Below are 19943 nucleotides of genomic sequence, written 5' to 3'. Positions count from 1 at the left end.
CCTTAGGCGCCGCGACGCATGGGCATCGGCGCGCGCCCCGCGCCCATCAGGTAGTCGCGCGTGAGCGGCACCGCGTCGAGGCGCCGGGCAAGCTGGAACTGGAAGACGCATTGCTTGGCATGGCGGAACGTCATCTCGGACCCCGCGAGGTAGTAGCGCCACATCCGGCAGAAGCGATCGTCGTGGAGCGCGCGCGCCTTGTCGATGTTCGCCTCGAACCGTTCGCGCCAATGACTCAGCGTCTCGGCGTAGTGCAGCCGCCAGACCTCGACGTCGGTGGTCCAGAGGTCCTCGGCCTCGATCGCGCGCAGGCATTCCGACATCGAGGGAATATAGCCGCCCGGGAAGATATACTTGCGGATCCAGGCGCCCGTCGCCATCGGCGGTCCGGCGTTGCCGATCGTGTGAAGCAGCGCCACCCCGTTTTCGGTCAGAAGCTTGCGCACCTGGCCGAAGTAGGTGCGATAGTGCGGCAGCCCGACATGTTCGAACATGCCGACCGAGACGATGCGGTCGAATTGGCCCTGGAGCGTGCGGTAGTCGGCGAGACGGAATTCGACGCGCTTGGCGAGCCCTTCGGCACGGGCGCGCGCCTGGGCGATGGCAAGCTGTTCCTTGGAAAGCGTGATGCCAAGCACTTTCACCTGGTGCTCGCGTGCGAGCGTGAGGGCGAGACCGCCCCAGCCGCAGCCGATGTCGAGAACCCGCATCCCGGGCTCCAGGCATAGCTTCGCCGCGATCAGCGCCTTCTTCTGCGCCTGAGCCGCTTCGAGCGTGTCGTCCGGCTGGGCGAAATACGCGCAGGAATACTGCCGGTCGCGGTCGAGAAAGAGCGCGTAAAGCTCGGGTGTCAGGTCATAGTGATGGCTGACATTGCGCAGCGATCGGCCGACGGGGTTGATCTGATTGAGGACGCGCAGCCAGTCCGCCGCCTTGTCGAGCGGCTTGCGCCACCAGAGCGCCGGCTGGGCAGACCGGTTGGTAACGAGCAGCGCAAGAAGCGTGGCGATGTCGTCGCCCTCGACCGTCAGTCGCCCGTCCATGTAAGCTTCACCGAGCGCGAGGTCGGGGCGCAGGACCAGCTTGCGGGGCAGGTCCGCGTCATGCAGATGCACCGCCATCCTCGGCTGGCTCCCGTCGCCGTAGCTCCGGGTCTGCCCGTCGGGCAGCACCACATCCAGCGTGCCATGGCGAAGGAATTGCGCCAGGAACTGGTCGAGAAACTTGGTCCACATGTTCCCACCCTGATCGTACTGATCCTGCCGCGCTTCCCGGCCGGGCCACCAGGCGACAGGCTCCCCTCTCATCCGCGGCCGGCGCCGTGGACGGGCAACAGGTCGCAATAGAGAAAATCTAGCGGTCCTGCCGTTACTTTCAAGGCCGTTGCAATCACCCGCATGGCCTTGACTTCGCCTGCGTCCCGGGGTGTATCGGCGCGGACTTGGGACACCGCCTCTTGAAAGGGGACGCACATGCACGCCTATCGCAGCCATACCTGCGCCGATCTGAACAAGAGCCATGCCGGCGAGACGGTGCGGCTCGCGGGCTGGGTGCACCGGGTGCGCGACCACGGTGGGGTCCTGTTCGTCGACCTGCGCGATCACTACGGCCTGACCCAGGTTCTGGCCGACAGCGACAGCCCGGCTTTCAAGGCGATCGAGCGGCTGAAGGCCGAGACGGTGATCCGCGTCGACGGCCGGGTGAAGGCGCGGGATTCCGCCCTTGTGAACCCCAAGATCCCGACCGGCGAGATCGAGGTCTACGTGACCGACATGGAGGTGCTGGGGCCTGCGGACGAACTGCCGCTGCTGGTCTTCGGCGATCAGGAATATCCTGAGGAGACGCGGCTGGCCTACCGTTTTCTCGATCTGCGCCGCGAGAGGCTGCAGCGCAACATGATGCTCCGGTCCCGCGTCGTGAAATCCATGCGCGACCGGATGTGGGCGGCGGGTTTCTCCGAGTTCCAGACGCCGATCATCACCGCGTCGAGCCCCGAAGGCGCGCGCGATTTCCTGGTGCCGTCGCGGCTTCACCCGGGCAAGTTCTACGCGCTGCCGCAGGCGCCGCAGCAGTTCAAGCAGCTGATCATGGTGGCGGGCTTCGACAGGTATTTCCAGATTGCCCCCTGTTTCCGCGACGAGGACCCGAGGGCAGATCGCTCGCCCACAGATTTCTACCAGCTCGACATGGAGATGAGCTTCGTCGAGCAAGAAGATGTTTTCGCAGCGATTCAGCCAGTCGTGCAGGGTGTCTTCGAGGAGTTCGGTGGCGGGCACAAGGTCGATGCGGTCTGGCCGCGGATTTCCTACAAGGACGCCGCGCTCTGGTACGGCACCGACAAGCCTGACCTCAGGAACCCGATCAAGATGGCCCGCGTGAGCGAACATTTCGCGGGCTCGGGCTTCGCGATCTTCGCGAAGATCCTCGAAAGCGAGGGGACCGAAATCCGCGCGATCCCGGCGCCGGGCGGCGGCTCGCGCAAGTTCTGCGACCGCATGAACGCCTTTGCGCAGAAGGAAGGGCTTCCGGGCATGGGTTACATCTTCTGGCGCGAGGCCGAGGGCGGGGCGGGACTGGAAGCGGCGGGGCCGATTGCAAAGAATATCGGGCCTGAGCGGACCGAGGCGATCCGCCACCAGCTCGGCCTCGGCAAGGGCGATGCGGCCTTCTTCCTTGGCGGAAGGGCGGATCAGTTCGAGGCCGTCGCGGGTCGGGCGCGGAACGAGATCGGGCGCGAACTGGGGCTGACCGAGGAGAACGCCTTCCGCTTCGCCTGGATCGTCGATTTCCCGATGTACGAGAAGGACCCCGAGACCGAACGGGTCGACTTCTCGCACAACCCGTTCTCGATGCCGCAGGGGGGAATGGAGGTGCTCGACGGCGATCCGCTGGAGGTGCTCGGCTATCAGTATGACCTCGCCTGCAACGGCTACGAGATCGTCTCGGGCGCGATCCGGAACCATCGGCCGGATGTGATGTTCAAGGCTTTCGAACTCGCCGGTTATCCGAAGGAAGAGGTCGAGAAGCGCTTCGGCGGCATGGTCAAGGCGTTCCGCTACGGCGCGCCGCCGCATGGCGGCTGCGCGGCCGGGATCGACCGGATCGTGATGCTTCTGGCCGACGAGGCCAATATCCGCGAGGTTATCATGTTCCCGATGAACCAGCGCGCCGAGGACCTGATGATGGGCGCCCCGTCGGAGCCGACGAACGAGCAGCTGCGGGAGCTCAGGCTGAGGGTAGTATCGAAGGAGTGACGGCCATCCGGCCGGCCGCGGTCAGTCTTCGAGCTGATCCTCGCGCTTTTCCTCGACCAGCTTCATTTCCTTGCGCTTGCGTTCACGGAACCGGTCGCCGAAGGAGGCGGTTTCCTCTTCGGGGATCACCTTCCGGGCGCGGTCGAACACCTCGTTCTCTTCCTCGTCCATGTGGTGTTCATAGTCGTGCTTCAGCTTGTTGAACTTGTTGAGCCAGCCTGACGACGCCATGTCCATCCCGTTGAGCTCTTCCATCAGTCCGTCGAGTTCCGCGTGCTCCGTGACTGAATGGCGGGCGGCGTCCTGGCCCCATGTCTTAGACATGAGCTTGGAGTAGAAGGTCTCCTCCTCCGCCGCGGCGTGCGATTTCACGTCGCAGTAGAACTCTGTCCATGCCTGTTTGCGTGCATCGCTCGCGCCGGATGTGTCGGCGATATCGGCGAGCAGGTCGCGGTGACGGTCGTGGTCGGCCTTGATGGCGTCATAGATGGATGTCATGTGGCCCTCCTTCGGCAAGCCGGCGAGCCGGCATTCGCATGGGCAACGCGGCCGAAGGCGGGATTGTTCCGGGAAGAATGGCGGGCCTGCAAATAAACGACAACCGGACGCCCGAGGCGTCCGGTTGCTGCTTCACTGTCCGTGAGTAGTGGCCTTCAGAACGCCGACGCGGCGGTGGCGGCGATCGAGAAGGTCAACGACATCAGTCCCACACCGAAAACGGTCCAATGGGCGGCGCGCGTCAGTTTTTCGTTTGTCGCGATCTTGATGATCTTGTCGGCCATGTCCGTTTCATCCCCTTGGCAGCGGGTTTCTGATCTGAATTTCTCGCCGGATCGCGGCAGGAATGCGGCGGACCGGGGACCGGAGCGCGGCAATTTGAGCACCATTTCCCGGCGGCTTGGCGCTTGTGCCGGTCAGCGCGGCGGCTAGGATGGCGGCCGGGACAGGAACGGGGAATGCGTTGGGCGACGAGGCGCGGCTGGGGCGGATCGTGAAGGACTGGCAGCCGCCGGAGCGGCCGGGCTGGGCCCGGATCGAGGGCCGCTATGTCCGGCTTGAGCGCCTGGATCCGGCCCGCCATGCGAGCGACCTGTTCCTGGCCAACCGCGCCGACGACGCGATCTGGGACTACCTGCCCTACGGGCCCTTCGCGACCGAGGAGGACTATCGCGCCTGGACCGAGTCGGTGGCGGCAGAGGAGGATCCCCGTTTCCACGCGCTTGTCGATGCTTCGACGGGTCGGGCGGCGGGGGTCGCGAGCTATCTTAGGATCAAGCCGGGCGCCGGCTCGATCGAGGTCGGGCATATCAACCTGTCCCCGTCGATGCAGGGCACGTGCGCCGCGACCGAGGCGATGTATCTGATGATGACTTGGGCCTTTGAGGCCGGATACCGGCGCTACGAGTGGAAGTGCAACGCGCTGAACCGTGCTTCGCGCCGGGCGGCCGAGCGGCTCGGGCTGAGCTTCGAAGGTGTATTCCGCCAGATGATGGTCGTGAAGGGACGCAACCGCGATACCGCCTGGTTCGCGGCAACCGACGGCGACTGGCCCGCGCTCAGAGCGGCCTTCGAACGCTGGCTCGCCCCTGAGAACTTCGACGCCGAGGGGCGGCAGCAGGTCGCGCTGTCCGCATTGACTCGGCCGCATCTCGTTTCGACCGATCCGCTTCGGGTCGACGGGGCCGGCTCGACCTAGCCCGCTCAAAAACCCGGACCGGCCGCGAGCCGTTCCCGCACCAGCCCGCTGATGCGCGACACCGGAAGGCCGGTCGCATGTCCGGCGCGGTTCTCCTCCGCCAGTGCCTCGGCAGCCGCCTGAAGCGGCGCGTCATGGGCGGAGCGCGCGATTCCGGCGAGGAACTGAGCGAGATAGGCGATCGTCGCGCCGTCGGCCGCGCCGCCCAGCAGGTCGGCGGCGTGGACGAGATCGTCGTGCAGAGCGAGCGGGTCGGGCGTGATGCGGTCGTCGTACGGCGCGGGCACCGGTGGAGCGGGTCCGTCTCGCAGTGCCGAGAGGATTGCGGCGCGGAACGCCGCGAGGCTTTCGACCGGCTTTCCGAGAAACGTGTCCACGCCCGCCACGAGAGCCGCGTCCGCTGCCCCTGTGTCGCCACTCGTCCCGATCAAGGCGGGGACACGCGGACCGTGTCCCGCGATCTCGGTTATGAGGTCGAGCCCGGATCCGTCAGGCAGGCCAAGATCGACGATGACTACGGAGGGTCGGTAGGACGAAAGGTGTCGCCGGGCCGATGCAAGGCAGTCCGCGCGCCGAATGCGCCCGCCGAGGCGCAGGCACATGAGCCGCATCGCGTCGCAGGCAAAGCGGCTGTCCTCGACCAAGAGCACAGTGAGCCCCTGCAGCGGCCGTGCCGCGCTGGGCGTCTGTCTTGCGAGCAGTCCGGTCAGATCGTCGGCCATGTCATCTTCTCCTTCGTCCGTGCAATGCCGCGTCCCCTTTCAGTTCCGAGTTAGACCGCGATTGCCTAACGAAGCGTAAAGGCGCCTGTGGCCAAGCGCGCGCTTGCGCCGCGCGGCATGGAACCGCATAACGTGGCCGCAAGAGAAGCGGAGAGCAGCCATGATCGGACGCCTGAACCATGTCGCCATCGCGGTGCCCGACCTCGAGGCCGCCGCGGCGCAGTACCGGGACACCTTGGGCGCCACGGTCGGCGAACCGCAGGATGAGCCGGATCATGGCGTCACGGTCGTCTTCATCGAGCTTCCGAACACGAAGATCGAACTTCTCTATCCGCTCGGCGAGAACTCCCCGATCGCGGGCTTTCTGGAAAAGAATCCGGCGGGCGGCATCCACCATGTCTGCTACGAGGTCGACGACATCCTTGCCGCGCGCGACCGGTTGAAGGCGAAGGGCGCGCGCGTCTTGGGGACGGGGGAGCCGAAGATCGGTGCGCATGGCAAGCCGGTGCTGTTCCTGCATCCCAAGGATTTCAACGGCTGCCTCGTGGAACTGGAGCAGATCTGATGAACCTTACCGGCGCCATCGTCCTGTTCGCGGTGATCTGGTTCATAGTGTTCTTCATCGCGCTTCAGATCCGGCCGCGGAGCCAGGCGGATGCGGGCGAGATTGTGCCCGGCACACCGGCAAGCGCACCGGCCGAACTGCGGATGAAGCGCAAGGTCGTGTGGACGACGATGATCGCGATCGTGCTCTGGTCAGTGTTCGCGAGCGTGATCCTGTCGGGCGCGGTCACCTTGCGTGACATTGACTGGTTCGGCCGGCTCGGCCCCGAGGCGCCGGCGGAGCAGTAGCGCGACGGACCGCCGGGTGCTGCGCCGTTTTTGGGGCTAACGCTGGTAGATGCTGCGCGCGGGCACCGCAAGGTAAGAAGCCCGCTGATCCTGAGCTTCGCCCGTTGCGCGCGCCGGTCCGCGCTGCGGGACAAACCTGCCGTCCTGCGAATGTCCGGAGACGGGCGCCTTCCGGCAAACAGGCTCAGATTCCGGGCAGCATTCCATCAGGTGCTGGAAGCCTTTCCGATCCCCTTCGAGATAGCCTCGTAGAAGCCGGCATAGTCTTTCAGGCGTTTCGATCTGCCTTTGTCGGCCTTGTCGATCTTTGCCTCGATCTCCCGAATCCTTGCGGCATTTCGTTTTGACCGCTCGGCCACGCCCTTCAGAACCTCGCGGTAGGGATCGTCCTCGATCTGATAGTAGTCCTGACGATCACCAGGCTTTGCGACTTTGCGGATCACGCCGCGCTCCGACAGCATGCGCGTGTTGGCGCTGATGCTGCCCCGGCTGACGCGGAGTTCAATTGCGATCTCACCAAAGGAATAGGGCCTGCCATCGAACAGAAGCAGTCCCATGATCCGGCCAGAGATACGGGGCAGACCTTCATCCTGGGCGATCAGTCCGACCATCTCGATGAAGTCCGATCTAAGGGTTCTCTGGCTGTCCGTCATGCTTTGCTCCGGCTTCGGTCGTCTTGTTTCATGTTCGTTACGTTCAGTCAATATTGAATAATATAGTTGCATCTGCCATGAAATGTATATAGATCGTTCAGTTAGAAATGAACGAACTTGGCGCGCTAGACAAAGGACGGCTTGATGAATCAGCCACGACCCGGAATGGCGGCAACGCGGGGGCGGCGCCGTCTGAAACTCGTAGCCTGCGCCTTGATGCTCTTGTCCATGTCGACGTCGGCGCACGCAGACGGCAGCGCCACTGCAGCGGTCGTCGCGCCCGTAACCCCAAGGATCACAGTGAGCGAGGTGAGCGCCCGCGTCGTGATCGGGCGTGTTCCGTTTTCCGGCACCCTCGTTCCGGTGCAGGAAGTGCTCGTATTTCCGCAGGTCAGTGGGTTTGCCATCGATCAGCTCAATTTCGACATCGGCGATGCCGTCGATAAGGGTGACATTCTTGCCAATCTGAACAAGCGCTCCCTTGAGGCACAGCTCGCCCAAGCCGATGCGGAACTTGCGCGCGCACTAGCGGCCGTCAGCCAGGCGCGAAGCCAGATCACCTCCGCGGAAGCCAGTGCCGTTCAGGCGCGAGCCGGCCTTGACCGATCGGAAAGGCTGATGACGAGCGGCAACATCACGCAGTCGAGCCTCGATCAGGCCGTAGCCACCGCGCAGACCGCGGAAGCCGCGCTTTCCTCGGCGAAAGACGGTCTGGCGGTTGCGGAAGCGCAGTTGCAGCAGGTGCAAGCGCAACGGGACATCGCGGCGCTCAACTTCGATCATGCGACGATTCGGGCCCCGGCATCGGGGATCGTATCCGCGCGGAACGGCCAGATCGGGGCCATCGCAACATCGGGCGGCGAGCCGATATTCCGACTGATCGCGGACGCGGATATCGAAGTGGAGGCGGAGATCATCGAAACCGCTCTGGGTCAGATCAATGTGGACGACCGGGTGACGCTCGACATTGCCGGCATCGGCGCATCCGTCGGCGCCGTCCGTCGCATCGCCCCGGTCGTCGACACGCGCAGCAGGCTTGGAACTGTTCGGATAACACCCGAGGCGACATCCGGATTGCGGCCGGGCCTGTTCACCAGCGGCTGGATCGTTACTGAAGAACGCGAAGCGCTGACGGTCCCCGCCGCAGCCGTGCTTGCCGATCGGGACGGTACATTCGTTCTGGTCGTCGAGGATGGCGTCATCGAAAAAAGACCGGTGACCGCTGGATTGATCTGGGACGGGCGGCGCGAAATCGTGAGTGGGGTCACGGGCAGTGAGTTCGTTGTGGCGCGCGCAGGGGCGTTCTTCAGTGACGGCGATAGCGTGGACCCGGTTCTGTCGGAGACCGCCGACGAAGGCTCAGGACAATGAACATGTCCACTTGGGCTATCCGCAATCCCGTTCCGTCGCTTGCGCTCTTTCTGGTGCTTCTCGTTGCCGGCCTGGTCGGATTCTTCCGTCTCCCGGTTACGCAGTTTCCCAACATCGACATCCCCATCGTCACGGTCGGCATCGGCCAGCCCGGTGCTGCGCCCTCCGAGATCGCCAACCAGATCGTCAAACCCGTCGAAAGTGCGGTTTCGGACGTGATCGGGGTGCGCCACGTCTCGGCCACGGCAACCGACAGCTTTGCCAGCATCACTATCGAGTTCGAAATCGAGACCGACACCGACCGTGCGCTGAATGACATCAAGGACGCTGTGGCGGGAGTCCGTGGCGACCTGCCCGAAAGCATCACCGAGCCAGATGTGCAGCGGCTTGACGTCACCGGCATGCCGATCCTGACCTACGCGGTGTCCGACCCGACACGGTCGATCGAGGAGCTTTCCTATTTCGTGGACGAGGTGGTCGCCCGTGAACTGACCACCGTGGGCGGCGTTGGAAAGGTCTCCCGCATTGGCGGGGCGGATCAGGCGGTGGAAGTTGAGCTCGACCCGGACAGGCTGTTCGCGCTTGGGCTTGCGGCTTCGGACGTCAACAACCAGCTTCGCCAGACCAACATCGACCTCGGCGGCGGCAGCGGCGATCTGGCCGGGCAGGAATACTCGATCCGGGCGCTCGGCAGCGCCTCGACGATCGCGGAACTTGCCGCGACCCCGATCACCACATCCGCCGGCACTACGGTCCGGCTGGACGATCTGGGGGTCGTGAAGGAAGGCGCGACCGAGCCCGAGTCCTTCGCGATGTACAACGGCGAGCCGGTCGTCGCCTTCGGCGTGTTCCGCGCGACTGGTGCCAGCGATCTCGAAGCCGGTGACAATGCGAAGGAGCGGCTTGTCGAGATCCGCGCCGTGTATCCGAACGCGACGTTCTCGCTGATCGACGATGCCACGATCTATACCGAGGGCAACTATCACTCGGCGATGGATACGCTGTACGAAGGCGCGGCGCTCGCCGTGTTCGTGGTCTTCCTCTTCCTTCGGAACTGGCGCGCCACGATCATCACGGCCGTGGCGCTGCCCTTGTCGATCATTCCGACATTCATCGTGATGCAATATCTGGGCTTCTCGCTCAACACTGTCTCGCTTCTCGGCATCACGCTCGTCACGGGCATTCTCGTGGACGACGCGATCGTCGAGATCGAGAACATTGTCCGGCACATCCAGATGGGCAAACCGGCCTACGAGGCCAGCGAGGAAGCGGCCTCTGAAATCGGCCTGACCGTCATCGCGATCAGCTTCACCATTGTCGCCGTCTTCGCGCCGGTCAGCTTCATGTCCGGCATCGCGGGCCAGTATTTCAAGCAGTTCGGCCTGACGGTTGCGGTCGCGGTCTTGTTCTCGCTTCTGGTCGCGCGCCTGATCACACCGATGATGGCCGCTTACTTCATGCGCGACGGGATCGCGCCGGAAGAGGAAAGCGACGGCTTCGTGATGCGCAGTTACATGCGGATCCTGAACTGGACGCTCCGCAATCGAACGGTCACGCTGATTCTGGGCCTCGCGATCTTCGCCGCCTCGATCTTTTCCGCGACGCTCCTGCCGACCGAGTTCGTGCCGCCCTCGGACACCGGCCGGGCCAGCGTCTCGATCGAGCTGCCGCCGGGGGCGCTGATGGACGAAACGCGCAGCGTCGCCCGTGAGGTGACCGACATCATCGCGACGGTCCCGGAGGTCGAAACCGTCTTCGTGGACGGGCGCGACACGACCGCCAATCTCAGTATCGGGTTCGGCCAGAAGGGCGATCGCGACCGAAGTTCGTTCGAGATCATCGACGAGCTCGACAGTCTCCTGGTCGGCGTGCCGGATGTCCGCCTGTTCGTCCTGAACGAAAGCGGCGCACGCGACATCTCCATCAGTGTGCTCGGCGACGATATCGCGGCGACGGCGGCCGCGGCCGGCGAGCTCGCCGAACAGATGAACGCATTGCCGGAGATCGCCGGTGCCGCGAGCCAGGCCTCGCTTGTCCGCCCGGAAATCCAGATCACACCGCGCGCTGAAGTCGCGGCGGAACTCGGCGTGACGTCGGCGGCGCTTGCCTCGACCATCCGTATCGCGACCATCGGCGAGACGGGCTCGGGCTCGGCCAAGTTCAACACCGGCGAGCGCCAGATCCCGATCATCGTGCGGATGGAACGGGACGTGCGCGAAGATCTCTTCCGCATGGCGGGACTGCGCATCCCTACCACGACCGGCGCGCCCGTCCCCCTGGGCGTCGTCGCGGATGTTCAGCTCTCGACCGGTCCGACCTCCATCGAACGCTATGACCGGCAATACCGCACGACGGTCGAGGCCGATTTGGCCGAAGGCGCGCTTCTCGGACCTGCGACCGAAGCCGTGAACTCACTGCCGGTCGCACTCAGCATGCCCGAAGGCACGTCGATCCAGGCGGGCGGCGATGCCGAGATCATGGGCGAGATCTTCACGCAGTTCGGCCTTGCTATGGGGGCCGGCATTCTTCTGGTCTATGTCGTTCTGGTGCTTCTGTTTTCCAGCTTTGTCACGCCGGTCACGATTCTCCTGTCCCTGCCTCTGGCCATCGGCGGCGCGATCTTCGCCCTATACCTCTATGGTGCTGGGATCGGCCTTTCGGTGATCATCGGCTTCCTGATGCTGATGGGGATCGTGACCAAGAACGCCATCATGCTCGTCGAATTCGCTCTTGAGGCGATGAACGCGGGGATGGACCGCAGACAGGCGATGCTGGAGGCGGGCCACAAGCGCGCGCGCCCGATCATCATGACCACAATCGCGATGACGGCCGGCATGGTCCCCAGCGCGCTGGCGGTGGGCGAGGGCGGCGAGTTCCGTGCACCGATGGCGATTGCGGTCATCGGCGGATTGCTTCTTTCGACCGTGCTCTCACTCCTTTTCGTCCCGTCGGTGTTCAGCGTCGTGGATGGCCTCAAGGCGAGGGTGCGCCGCGGATTGGTGACGGTCCTGGGGGCAAATCAGCCGAAGCGGGCAACTTGAGGGTCAGGCGAACAGCGACGCGTCGCTAGTGCTGCGAAGCACGCACCGGGCAATGATCCGAATTCGAGGATGTCTGACTTTCCCGCCGCGCCGTACCAAAGGCCCGGGCAGTAGGGACCAAGCGCGGCCGTTCAGTCAGACGGCACCGACAACAGGTTGATCTGCGAGACCCCGGCATCGCCAGTTTCGATGTCGCTGCGGCTTGTCTGAACGGCCGCGATTTCCTCCGAGAGGCAGAGTAGAGCTTAGTGGCGTTGTGGCGAGGGAAGTTCTGCGCGCGCAGCAAAGCAGCAAAGTTATGCTGGCTGTGGATCGGGCCCGAACCGGTCACTCGCGCATCCTGCGCTGTTGATACCGAATTCCCGAACGCTGGTCTCGCACCGAACTGGCTGCGGCGATGGCTACTCGGCCGCGTCTCGGGGCTTGGCCTTTTCCTCGCGAGTCTCGGCGAAACGCGCGAGAAGGGCCGCCTCGAGTTCCCTGTTGAGTTCGCGCGCCCGCGCGATGTAGGCCGCGTTCTTTTCGGTGGGCAGATCAGGCCGCCAGAGTTCGGCAAGGTCGCGCACCGCAGTCCGGTCGAGCGCGTAGAAAGTCTTTTGAAGCTCTGACGCTTCGTATTCCGACAGGCCCATGTTTTCGAGCACATAGCGCCCCGCTCTGAGGCTCGCGTCGAAATATTCGCGCACGATGTCGTCGGCGCCAGCACGGTAAAGCTCGAACACATGCTCGCGGTCGCGGGCGCGGACGACGATGTGCAGGTCCTCGCGCATGCGCCGGGCATAGGTCACGAGCCGGACCGAGGCGGCGCGATCGTCGAGGCAGACGACGAGCACCTTCGCATGGTCGAGGCCCGCTGCGCGCAGAAGCTCGGGCCGGGTCGGATCGCCGACATAGCCCTTGAAGCCGAACTTGCGGAGAAGCTGGATGACCTTTAGATCGTGGTCAAGCACCGTCGTGCGGAAGCCCGACATGGTGACCATGCGGTTGACGACCTGTCCGAAGCGGCCGACGCCGGCGATGATCACCGGCTGCTGCTCGTCGATTTCGTCCGTCTTCTGCGGCGCGCCTTCGTCCTTCATCCGCCGCGCGAGAACATCGTGCAGGATGAAGAAGAGCGGCGTCAGGAACATCGACATCGCGATGACGAGCAGGAGCTGCTGCGCCAGCGCGTCGGGCAGGATGCGCTGCTTGAGCGCGAAGGCCGTCAGAACGAAGCCGAACTCGCCGGCCTGGGCGAGACCGAGCGTGAAGAGCCACTGGTCGCGCCCTTTGAGCTTAAAGAGCCGGCCGAGGCCGTAGAGCACCGCGCCCTTGGCCGCCATTAGCGCGAGCGTGAACGAGATCAGCAGGACGGGTTGGCTGAAGAAGACCTCGACGTCGATCCCTGCGCCCACGGTGATGAAGAAGAGGCCCAGCAGCAAACCCTTGAAGGGGGCGATGTCGGATTCAAGCTCGTGCTTGAACTCGGAGTTGGCGAGGACGACGCCGGCGAGGAACGTGCCGAGCGCCGGCGAGAGGCCCACCATCAGCATGAGCGAGGCGATGCAGACGACGATCATCAGCGCGAGCGCGGTGTTTACCTCTCTCAGCCGCGCCCGGTGGACGAAGGCGTAAAGCGGGCGGATGACGTAGTGCCCGGCTAGCGCGATCGCGGCGACGGCGCCGAGGGTGACAAGCGTCACTCCCCAGCCGGGCAGCTCTTGCAGGAAACTAAGCGCCCTCTGCGCCTCGGCCGCCTCGGCCTTGGCGAGTGCGCGCGCGCCGGGCAATGCCAGAAGCGGGAGAAACGCGAGGAACGGGATGACCGCGATGTCCTGCATGAGCAGCACCGAAAAGGCGCTCCGGCCACCCGCGGTCTGCATCAGCCGCTTTTCGCTGAGCGTCTGCAGGACGATCGCGGTCGAGGACAAAGACAGGATGATCCCGAGCGTGAGCGCGACCCGCCAGCCCTCGCCGAGGGCCAGTGCTCCGAGGGTGACGACGATAGTGGTCACGACGATCTGAAGTCCGCCGAGCCCCAAAAGCCGTTCGCGCATGTTCCACAAGGCACGCGGTTCTAGCTCCAGCCCGATGAGGAAGAGCATCATCACCACGCCGAACTCGGCGAAATGCTGAAGATCCTTGGTCTCTGATCCGACGAGACCGAAGACCGGGCCGATCATGATTCCCGCGACGAGGTAGCCGAGAACAGAGCCGAGCCCTAGTCGCGACGCCACGGGCACCGCGACAACCACGGCGACGAGGTAGAGAGAGGCCTGAAAGAGGAAGCTTTCCATTCAAACAATCAAGTTGGCAAAGGGGCGTCGGGTTTGAACTGGTCCATCACGATCTGGCTTTGCACCCGGGAAACCGCCGGATGGGCGAGCAGAACCTGATGGATCAGCCGGTTTAGGCTGGAGAGATCTTGGCAGTAGACTCTAAGAAGATAGTCCGCTTCGCCTGTCAGCGTCCATGCGCTTGTGATTTCCGGCTGCGCATCGACAAGACGCGAGAAGGCGGCGGTCGTCTCGTGGCCATGGCGGGTCATCTGGACTTGAACGAAGGCCTGGACGGCAAGTCCGAGGCGGTGGGGATCGAGCCGCGCCGCATAGCCCTGGATCAGTCCCTCGGCCTCGAGCCGCTGGCGCCGGCGCCCGGCCTGGCTAGGCGAGAGATTCAGCTCCTCTCCCAGTTCCTGCGAGGTCAGGTGCGCGTTGCGCTGAAGCGCGGAAAGCAGTCGCGAGTCGGTTTCGTCGAGTGCGATGCGGGAAATGTGCATGGGATTATAGCATAACGCGCAATTTGCGCGCGTGCATATCAATTTTATACGACAAACGCGCAACATGCGCGTGAACTGTGCGGTAAACTTGATGTAACGCGCACAGGAGGTCTGTCCATTGGGTCCGTTTCCTCATTCCGCCCCGAAATCCACCATCACGGAGCAGAACCCCGCCGGCACCGACGGGTTCGAGTTCGTCGAGTTTGCTCATCCGGAGCCCGAGACGCTGCGCGAGCTGTTCGCTCGCATGGGCTATGAGAAAACGGCGACGCACAAGGAGAGGAATGTCGAGCTCTGGCAGCAGGGCGACATCACCTATGTGCTGAACGCGGAGCCAGGAAGCTTCGCCGCGCGCTTCGTGGAAGAACACGGGCCCTGCGCGCCGTCGATGGCGTGGCGCGTCGTGAATGCGAAGCATGCCTTCGATCACGCGGTGGCGAAGGGAGCCGAACCCTACGAGGGCGACGACAAGACCATGAATGTGCCCGCCATCCGGGGGATCGGCGGCTCGCTCATCTACTTCATCGACCAGTATTACGAGACGTCGCCTTACAACGCGGAATTCGACTGGCTTGCCCAGTCGAAACCCGAAGGTGTCGGCTTTTACTATCTCGACCACCTGACCCACAACGTCCACAAGGGCAACATGGACGTCTGGTTCAAGTTCTACGGCGATCTCTTCAACTTCAAGGAAATCCGCTTCTTCGATATCCAGGGCAAGTTCACCGGGCTTCACTCCCGGGCGCTGACCTCGCCCTGCGGGCGCATACGTATCCCGATCAACGAGGACCGGGGCGAGAAGGGCCAGATCGTCGAATACCTCAAGCGCTACAAGGGCGAGGGGATCCAGCACATCGCGGTCGGCACAGAGAACATCTACGACTCGGTCGACGCCATCGCCGCGCGCGGTCTGAAGTTCATGCCCGCCCCACCGGACAGCTACTATGAGATGAGCCGCGACCGGGTGAAGGGCCATGACGAGCCCATCGAACGGCTGAAGAAACACGGCATCCTCATCGATGGCGAGGGGGTGGTCGACGGCGGGGAGACGAAGATCCTGCTGCAGATATTCTCCAAGACCGTGATTGGGCCGATCTTCTTCGAATTCATCCAGAGAAAGGGCGATGACGGCTTCGGCGAGGGCAATTTCAAGGCGCTCTTCGAATCCATCGAGGCCGACCAGATCGCAAGAGGCGTTCTCAAAGCCGGGTAAACCGGCGGTTCTGCTGGGAGGATGGGCGCGTGCCGAGAGGAGCGGCGCGCGCCTATTGTTTTGTTACGACGATTGCAGGCAATGCCGCAGCCCGAACACTGTCCTGGCAGGGCAAGCGGGCGGGCGGCCGACAGCTCGGCGGCTGCCGTCCGCGTTCGCTTCGACAATGAGTATTCGCGCGACCGAAGGCTTCGAAGGATGCCGTCGCCGCACCGGCGCGGCGGCACCAGCGGCGATTCGCATCGAAAGAAAACAAACGATTGTCAACCTTGACGGCGATTTCTTTTCACCATTCGATTGGCGGAATTACGACGGCCCCACGGGACCAATTCCAAAAAAACGGGGAGGGACGTAATGCTCAAGGGCGCATCCTTTAACATCGTCTTTATCGTCGCCATGCTGCTTTGTCTGGCGATCGGCGTCTGGGGTGTGATCAGCCCTTCGAGCATGACCGGTTCGGCGCAGGCGTTCACGAGCTACCTTCTGAACGGCGCTGGCTGGATGTGGCTGGCCATGTGTTCGGCATTCCTGATCCTCAGCGCGTACATGGCGTTCGGACCTTACGGCCATATTCGCCTCGGCAAGGATGACGAGGAGCCGGAATTCAGCACCGCATCGTGGATCGCGATGTTGTTCGCGGGCGGCATGGGGTCAGGGCTTCTGGTCTGGGGCGCGGCCGAGCCGATGTATCACTTCGTCTCGCCGCCCGGTATGGAGGGCGAGACCGCGGCCGCGGCGCGCGAGGCGCTCGTCATCACCAATCTGCATTGGGGGCTGCATGCCTGGTCGATCTATGGCTGCTGCGCGCTGGTGATCGCCTATTTCACCTTCCGCCGCAACGAAGCCTCGATGATCTCGACGCCGATCAAGCACGTCTTCAAGGGGCCCGCAGGCGAGTCGGTCGGCAAGGTGGCCGACATCCTTGGCGTCATCTCGGTCGTCTTCGGGCTGGCGGGCTCGCTCGCCATGGGCGCGCTCGCCGTTCGATCTGGCATGTTCTATGCCTTCGGGACCGAGCAGAACAACACGATGTCGATGATCATTCTCGTGGCCTTGTTCGTGGCCTACATGACATCTGCGACGACGGGCGTGGACAAGGGAATCAAGATTCTGTCGAATATCAACATGGTGCTGACCGTGGCGATCATGATGATGGTGATCTTCGCCGGTCCCACGCAATTCATCATGGAGGCTTTCGTCGATTCCATAGGACGCTATTTCAGCGCGATCGTCACCAAGTCCTTCACGCTTTATCCGTTCGAGGGGCTGACGGGCTGGACCTCGGGCTGGACGTTGACTTACCTCATCTGGTGGCTCGCCTGGGGGCCGTTCATCGGCATCTTCGTCGCCCGCATCTCGCGCGGACGCACGATCCGCGAGTTCATCTTCGGTGTCGTGCTGGTGCCGACACTCTTCTCGATGCTGTGGTTCGCGGCCTTTGGCGGTGCGGGCTTTTACATCGAAATGTATGGCGGCGGCGGCCTGAAGGAGATCATCTTCGAGGATGTCTTCGCCGCGCTCTTCGCGTTCCTCGGCTACTTCCCGGGTTCGACGATCCTGGCTGCGCTGGCGGCAGCACTTCTCTTCATCTTCCTCGTCACCTCGGCGGATTCTGGGACGTTTGTGCTGTCGATGATGACAACGGACGGCAATCTGAATCCGCCGGTCACTCAGAAGATGATCTGGGGGGTCCTGATCGCCGTCCTGACCTTCTCGACGCTGGTGACCGAGTCGGTGACGGTCGCCAAGGCGATGGCCATTACAGGCGCCATTCCCTTCGCGGTGATCGTGCTACTGCAGATCGTCGGTTTCCTGCGCGAGATCCGCAAGGAGATCAAGCAGCCCGAGGTGATCGAGGCACGTGGCGAGGCCGAGGGCAGAGCCCCGGCGGGGGCCGAGCCATCTGTCGGCGAAGCCACATCTTAACCGGGCGGAAAGGAGCGCATCATGTTCGCAAGGACATTCATCGCAGTTCTGGCCGCCGCGGTCACGCTCTCCGGCTGCACAGAGGATGACGGCAGCATCCGCATCGGGGCGAAGAATTTCGGCGAAAGCCGGATTCTCGCCCATATGATGGCGGCGATGGCGGAGGAACAGGGCCTGCCGGTCGAAGGCGTCGTGGAATACGAGAACACGCCTGCCATCCTCGAGGCGTTGAAACGCGGCGACATCGACGCTTATCCCGAATACAACGGCACGGGCCTTGTCATGCTCGGCCAGAGTCCGCTCGCCGATGGCGATACCGCGACGGAGCGGGTGAAACAGATCTTCGAGCCATTGGGTATCTCGTGGCGCGAGCGTGTAGGCTTCGCGAACAATTACGGGCTCGCAATGCTCCCCGACCGCGTAGAGGAGCTTCGCCTGATCGATATGTCGCAACTGGTGCGGCGCAGCGCCGATCTCACGCTCGGGATCGAGGACGATTTCTCGACGCGCCCCTTGGATGGGCTCAGCCCGATGGTCCAGCGCTATGGCTTCGAGTTCGCGAGTGTCGAGGAGGTCCCGCTTTCGGATCGCGGCGAGCTCTACGATCAGCTTCTCGATGGCGAGGTCGACGTGATCGAGGTCTATACGACGGACGGCCAGATCGCCGACTACGGGCTGACGCTTCTGAAAGACGATCTGCAGTTCTTCCCGGTCTATGAGCTTGCCCCGATCGTGCGGCTATCTACGCTGGCGAAGTTCCCTGCGCTTGGCGGTGCGCTCGACGCGCTCGGCGGCAAGTTCTCGAACGAGGAAATGCAGGCCTTGAACCGGCGCGTCGACCTCGAGGGCCGTTCGCCGGAGGCGGTGGCGCGGGACGCGCTTGCACGGCTCGGGCTGATCTCGTCCGGCGCCGTGGAGGCGGAAGACCCGCTGATGATTGCGACCTCGCCGCTTCTGGCCGAGAGCGACCTCGCAGGCACTGCGCTTCGCGCGGCCCGCCGGGCTTATGTGGGCCGCGAGGTGACCATCGACCCGAGCCACGATCCGCTTGGCGAAGTGACGAACGGCAATGCGCGGCTGGCCATGGTGGGAGCGGAAAGCTTCTTCGACCTTTCGGGCCCGACACCGGTGCGGTTCGAGCAGTTCGAAAGCCTCGCCGCCGTGGGGTCGAACGCGATCCATCTGGTCAGCCCGACGGGCGACAACGGCGTCGGGTCCCTTGCAGAGGCGACAGCGCTGATAGTGGGGCCGGACGGCTCTGCGTCGCACCGGATCGGGACGATCCTGAAGGACGCGCTGGGACTTTCGGCCGAGCTGAGCTCCAGCGATGCGGCGAGCGCGGGCGATCTCTTGGCCCAGCTCGACGCGAAGGGCAAGGTCGCGGTGATCCCAGCCCCGATCGGCAGCAATGTCGTCAAGCAGGCCTTCGCCGGTGCCGAGCTGAAGCTTCTGCCCATCGAGGGCTGGACCGAGGGCGCGAACCTCGTGAAATATCCGTTCCTAAGACAGATCCGCATCCCGTCGGGCGCCTATGACCTCGTCTTCGTCCCGATCGAGACACTGTCGAGTCAGGCGGTGATCGCCGGGCCTGCGCCCGGATCGGCCGACGCAGCGATCGGTGATCAAGGCCCGGGCGCCACTGCGGCGCCGGCCTTGAAGCCGGTGCCGACCAGCACCGTGCTGGAGCTGGCCGCAGGCATATCGGGCGGCGACGTGATCGACCCGGTCCTGCCCCTCGCCTCGGCCTTCGCGCCTGTCCTGCCCGCGCCGCCGGCGGCGATGAACCCTTCTACGGATGTCTCTATCCTGAACGTAGCCCTCGTCCTGATGTTCGTGTGGCTGTTCTGGCTCTACTTGCGTCGCGACGTCCGCTGAAACAGGGAAGGAGAGCTTGAGATGGGCGATAAGATCCTTGTTCCGATCGACCTGGCGGACCAGAAGACCGGGCTGAAAACGATCGCCGAGGGCGTCATTCAGGCAACGGCGCGAAAGGGCGAGCTGATCGTCATGACCGTCGTGCCGGATATCCTTTCAGGCCTCGATTTCCGCTACGCGATCCGCGGCGAGACCGGAGGGTCTGAAGATTACGATTTGAAGGCGATCGTGAAGGAGGCTCTGGAGAAGCTGAACGAGATCGTGGCCGATCACATCCCGAGCGGCATGAAGGTCAGCACCATCGCGCGGCATGGTACCGCATATGAAGAGATCCTGAATGTCGCCAGGGATGTCGGCGCTACGATGATCGTGCTCGGCGCGCACCGGCCGTCCCTAAAAGACTACCTGATCGGCCCGACTGCCGCGCGGGTAGTGCGCCATGCCGAATGCTCGGTGAACGTGCTGCGCGATATGTAGGCGGTGGCGCCTGATGGCCTTCAGCGTGGTCCTTGGGAAGAGACAGGGTCTCTGGGAGACTGCTCCGCGCCGGACGGCGCGTCCCGGGTGGCGCACGGCAGGCTG

At 63.9% G+C, this 19943-nt stretch carries 17 protein-coding genes; 10 read left to right on the top strand and 7 right to left on the bottom strand.

Annotation, left to right across the window (positions count from 1 at the left end):
- Positions 1–2 precede the first annotated feature (2 nt).
- Positions 3–1235 carry an SAM-dependent methyltransferase gene (locus DEA8626_RS19630; protein WP_108854946.1) on the bottom strand — a complete coding sequence of 411 codons (1233 nt, stop codon included), beginning with the start codon at positions 1233–1235 and terminating at the stop codon, positions 3–5.
- 237 nt (positions 1236–1472) lie between these two features.
- Here DEA8626_RS19630 and aspS point away from each other — a divergent pair, with 237 nt between their 5' ends.
- Positions 1473–3254: an aspartate--tRNA ligase gene (aspS, locus tag DEA8626_RS19625; protein WP_108854945.1), complete on the top strand. Its 1782-nt coding sequence runs from the start codon at positions 1473–1475 to the stop codon at positions 3252–3254.
- 21 nt (positions 3255–3275) lie between these two features.
- On the opposite strand, the gene DEA8626_RS19620 is transcribed toward aspS, so the two are convergent.
- Together DEA8626_RS19620 and DEA8626_RS21670 are read right to left on the bottom strand one after the other, a co-directional pair.
- The gene (locus DEA8626_RS19620) at positions 3276–3752 is read right to left on the bottom strand and encodes a hemerythrin domain-containing protein (RefSeq protein ID WP_108854944.1); all 477 of its coding nucleotides are present in this window, start codon (positions 3750–3752) and stop codon (positions 3276–3278) included.
- A gap of 155 nt (positions 3753–3907) precedes the next feature.
- Positions 3908–4036, bottom strand: a complete 129-nt coding sequence (locus DEA8626_RS21670; RefSeq protein WP_281261509.1) for a hypothetical protein — start codon at positions 4034–4036, stop codon at positions 3908–3910.
- A 149-nt stretch (positions 4037–4185) separates the two neighbouring features.
- On the opposite strand from DEA8626_RS21670, the gene DEA8626_RS19615 reads away from it, so the two are divergent.
- Positions 4186–4950: a GNAT family N-acetyltransferase gene (locus DEA8626_RS19615; protein ID WP_108854943.1), complete on the top strand. Its 765-nt coding sequence runs from the start codon at positions 4186–4188 to the stop codon at positions 4948–4950.
- A gap of 5 nt (positions 4951–4955) precedes the next feature.
- On the opposite strand, the gene DEA8626_RS19610 is transcribed toward DEA8626_RS19615, so the two are convergent.
- Positions 4956–5672, bottom strand: a complete 717-nt coding sequence (locus tag DEA8626_RS19610) for a response regulator (RefSeq protein WP_108854942.1) — start codon at positions 5670–5672, stop codon at positions 4956–4958.
- Between the two features lie 160 nt (positions 5673–5832).
- Between DEA8626_RS19610 and mce the strand changes: the two genes are divergently transcribed.
- Positions 5833–6237, top strand: a complete 405-nt coding sequence (mce, locus tag DEA8626_RS19605; protein WP_108854941.1) for a methylmalonyl-CoA epimerase — start codon at positions 5833–5835, stop codon at positions 6235–6237.
- Positions 6237–6524 carry a DUF1467 family protein gene (locus DEA8626_RS19600; RefSeq protein WP_108854940.1) on the top strand — a complete coding sequence of 96 codons (288 nt, stop codon included), beginning with the start codon at positions 6237–6239 and terminating at the stop codon, positions 6522–6524. Before mce ends, DEA8626_RS19600 begins: the two co-directional genes overlap by 1 nt.
- A gap of 206 nt (positions 6525–6730) precedes the next feature.
- Here the strand turns inward: DEA8626_RS19600 and DEA8626_RS19595 are convergent, their stop codons facing one another.
- Entirely contained in the window at positions 6731–7177 is a 447-nt protein-coding gene (locus tag DEA8626_RS19595; protein WP_108854939.1) for a GbsR/MarR family transcriptional regulator, read from the bottom strand.
- 309 nt (positions 7178–7486) lie between these two features.
- Between DEA8626_RS19595 and DEA8626_RS19590 the strand changes: the two genes are divergently transcribed.
- Both DEA8626_RS19590 and DEA8626_RS19585 read left to right on the top strand, forming a co-directional pair.
- On the top strand, positions 7487–8548 hold the full coding sequence (locus tag DEA8626_RS19590; protein WP_245890942.1) for an efflux RND transporter periplasmic adaptor subunit: 1062 nt from the start codon (positions 7487–7489) through the stop codon (positions 8546–8548).
- Positions 8549–8550: 2 nt separating this feature from the next.
- Entirely contained in the window at positions 8551–11589 is a 3039-nt protein-coding gene (locus tag DEA8626_RS19585) for an efflux RND transporter permease subunit (RefSeq protein WP_245890941.1), read from the top strand.
- A gap of 401 nt (positions 11590–11990) precedes the next feature.
- On the opposite strand, the gene DEA8626_RS19580 is transcribed toward DEA8626_RS19585, so the two are convergent.
- Both DEA8626_RS19580 and DEA8626_RS19575 read right to left on the bottom strand, forming a co-directional pair.
- Positions 11991–13865, bottom strand: a complete 1875-nt coding sequence (locus tag DEA8626_RS19580; protein WP_108854936.1) for a cation:proton antiporter domain-containing protein — start codon at positions 13863–13865, stop codon at positions 11991–11993.
- A gap of 8 nt (positions 13866–13873) precedes the next feature.
- Positions 13874–14347 carry an Lrp/AsnC family transcriptional regulator gene (locus tag DEA8626_RS19575; RefSeq protein ID WP_108854935.1) on the bottom strand — a complete coding sequence of 158 codons (474 nt, stop codon included), beginning with the start codon at positions 14345–14347 and terminating at the stop codon, positions 13874–13876.
- Between the two features lie 118 nt (positions 14348–14465).
- Between DEA8626_RS19575 and hppD the strand changes: the two genes are divergently transcribed.
- The 4 genes from hppD (at position 14466) to DEA8626_RS19555 (ending at position 19838) form a co-directional block, all read left to right on the top strand.
- A complete protein-coding gene (hppD, locus tag DEA8626_RS19570) occupies positions 14466–15560 on the top strand; it encodes a 4-hydroxyphenylpyruvate dioxygenase (protein ID WP_108854934.1) in 1095 nt (364 codons plus the stop codon).
- Positions 15561–15914: 354 nt separating this feature from the next.
- Positions 15915–17486, top strand: coding sequence for a BCCT family transporter (locus DEA8626_RS19565; protein ID WP_108854933.1), 1572 nt, complete (start codon positions 15915–15917; stop codon positions 17484–17486).
- Between the two features lie 21 nt (positions 17487–17507).
- Entirely contained in the window at positions 17508–19361 is a 1854-nt protein-coding gene (locus DEA8626_RS19560; RefSeq protein ID WP_108854932.1) for a glycine betaine ABC transporter substrate-binding protein, read from the top strand.
- 21 nt (positions 19362–19382) lie between these two features.
- Positions 19383–19838: a universal stress protein gene (locus DEA8626_RS19555; protein WP_108854931.1), complete on the top strand. Its 456-nt coding sequence runs from the start codon at positions 19383–19385 to the stop codon at positions 19836–19838.
- Positions 19839–19943: the final 105 nt, after the last annotated feature.

The sequence above is a fragment of the Defluviimonas aquaemixtae genome (assembly GCF_900302475.1).
Taxonomy (GTDB): Bacteria; Pseudomonadota; Alphaproteobacteria; order Rhodobacterales; family Rhodobacteraceae; genus Albidovulum; species Albidovulum aquaemixtae.
This window is presented reverse-complemented; position numbering and strand designations above follow the sequence as displayed.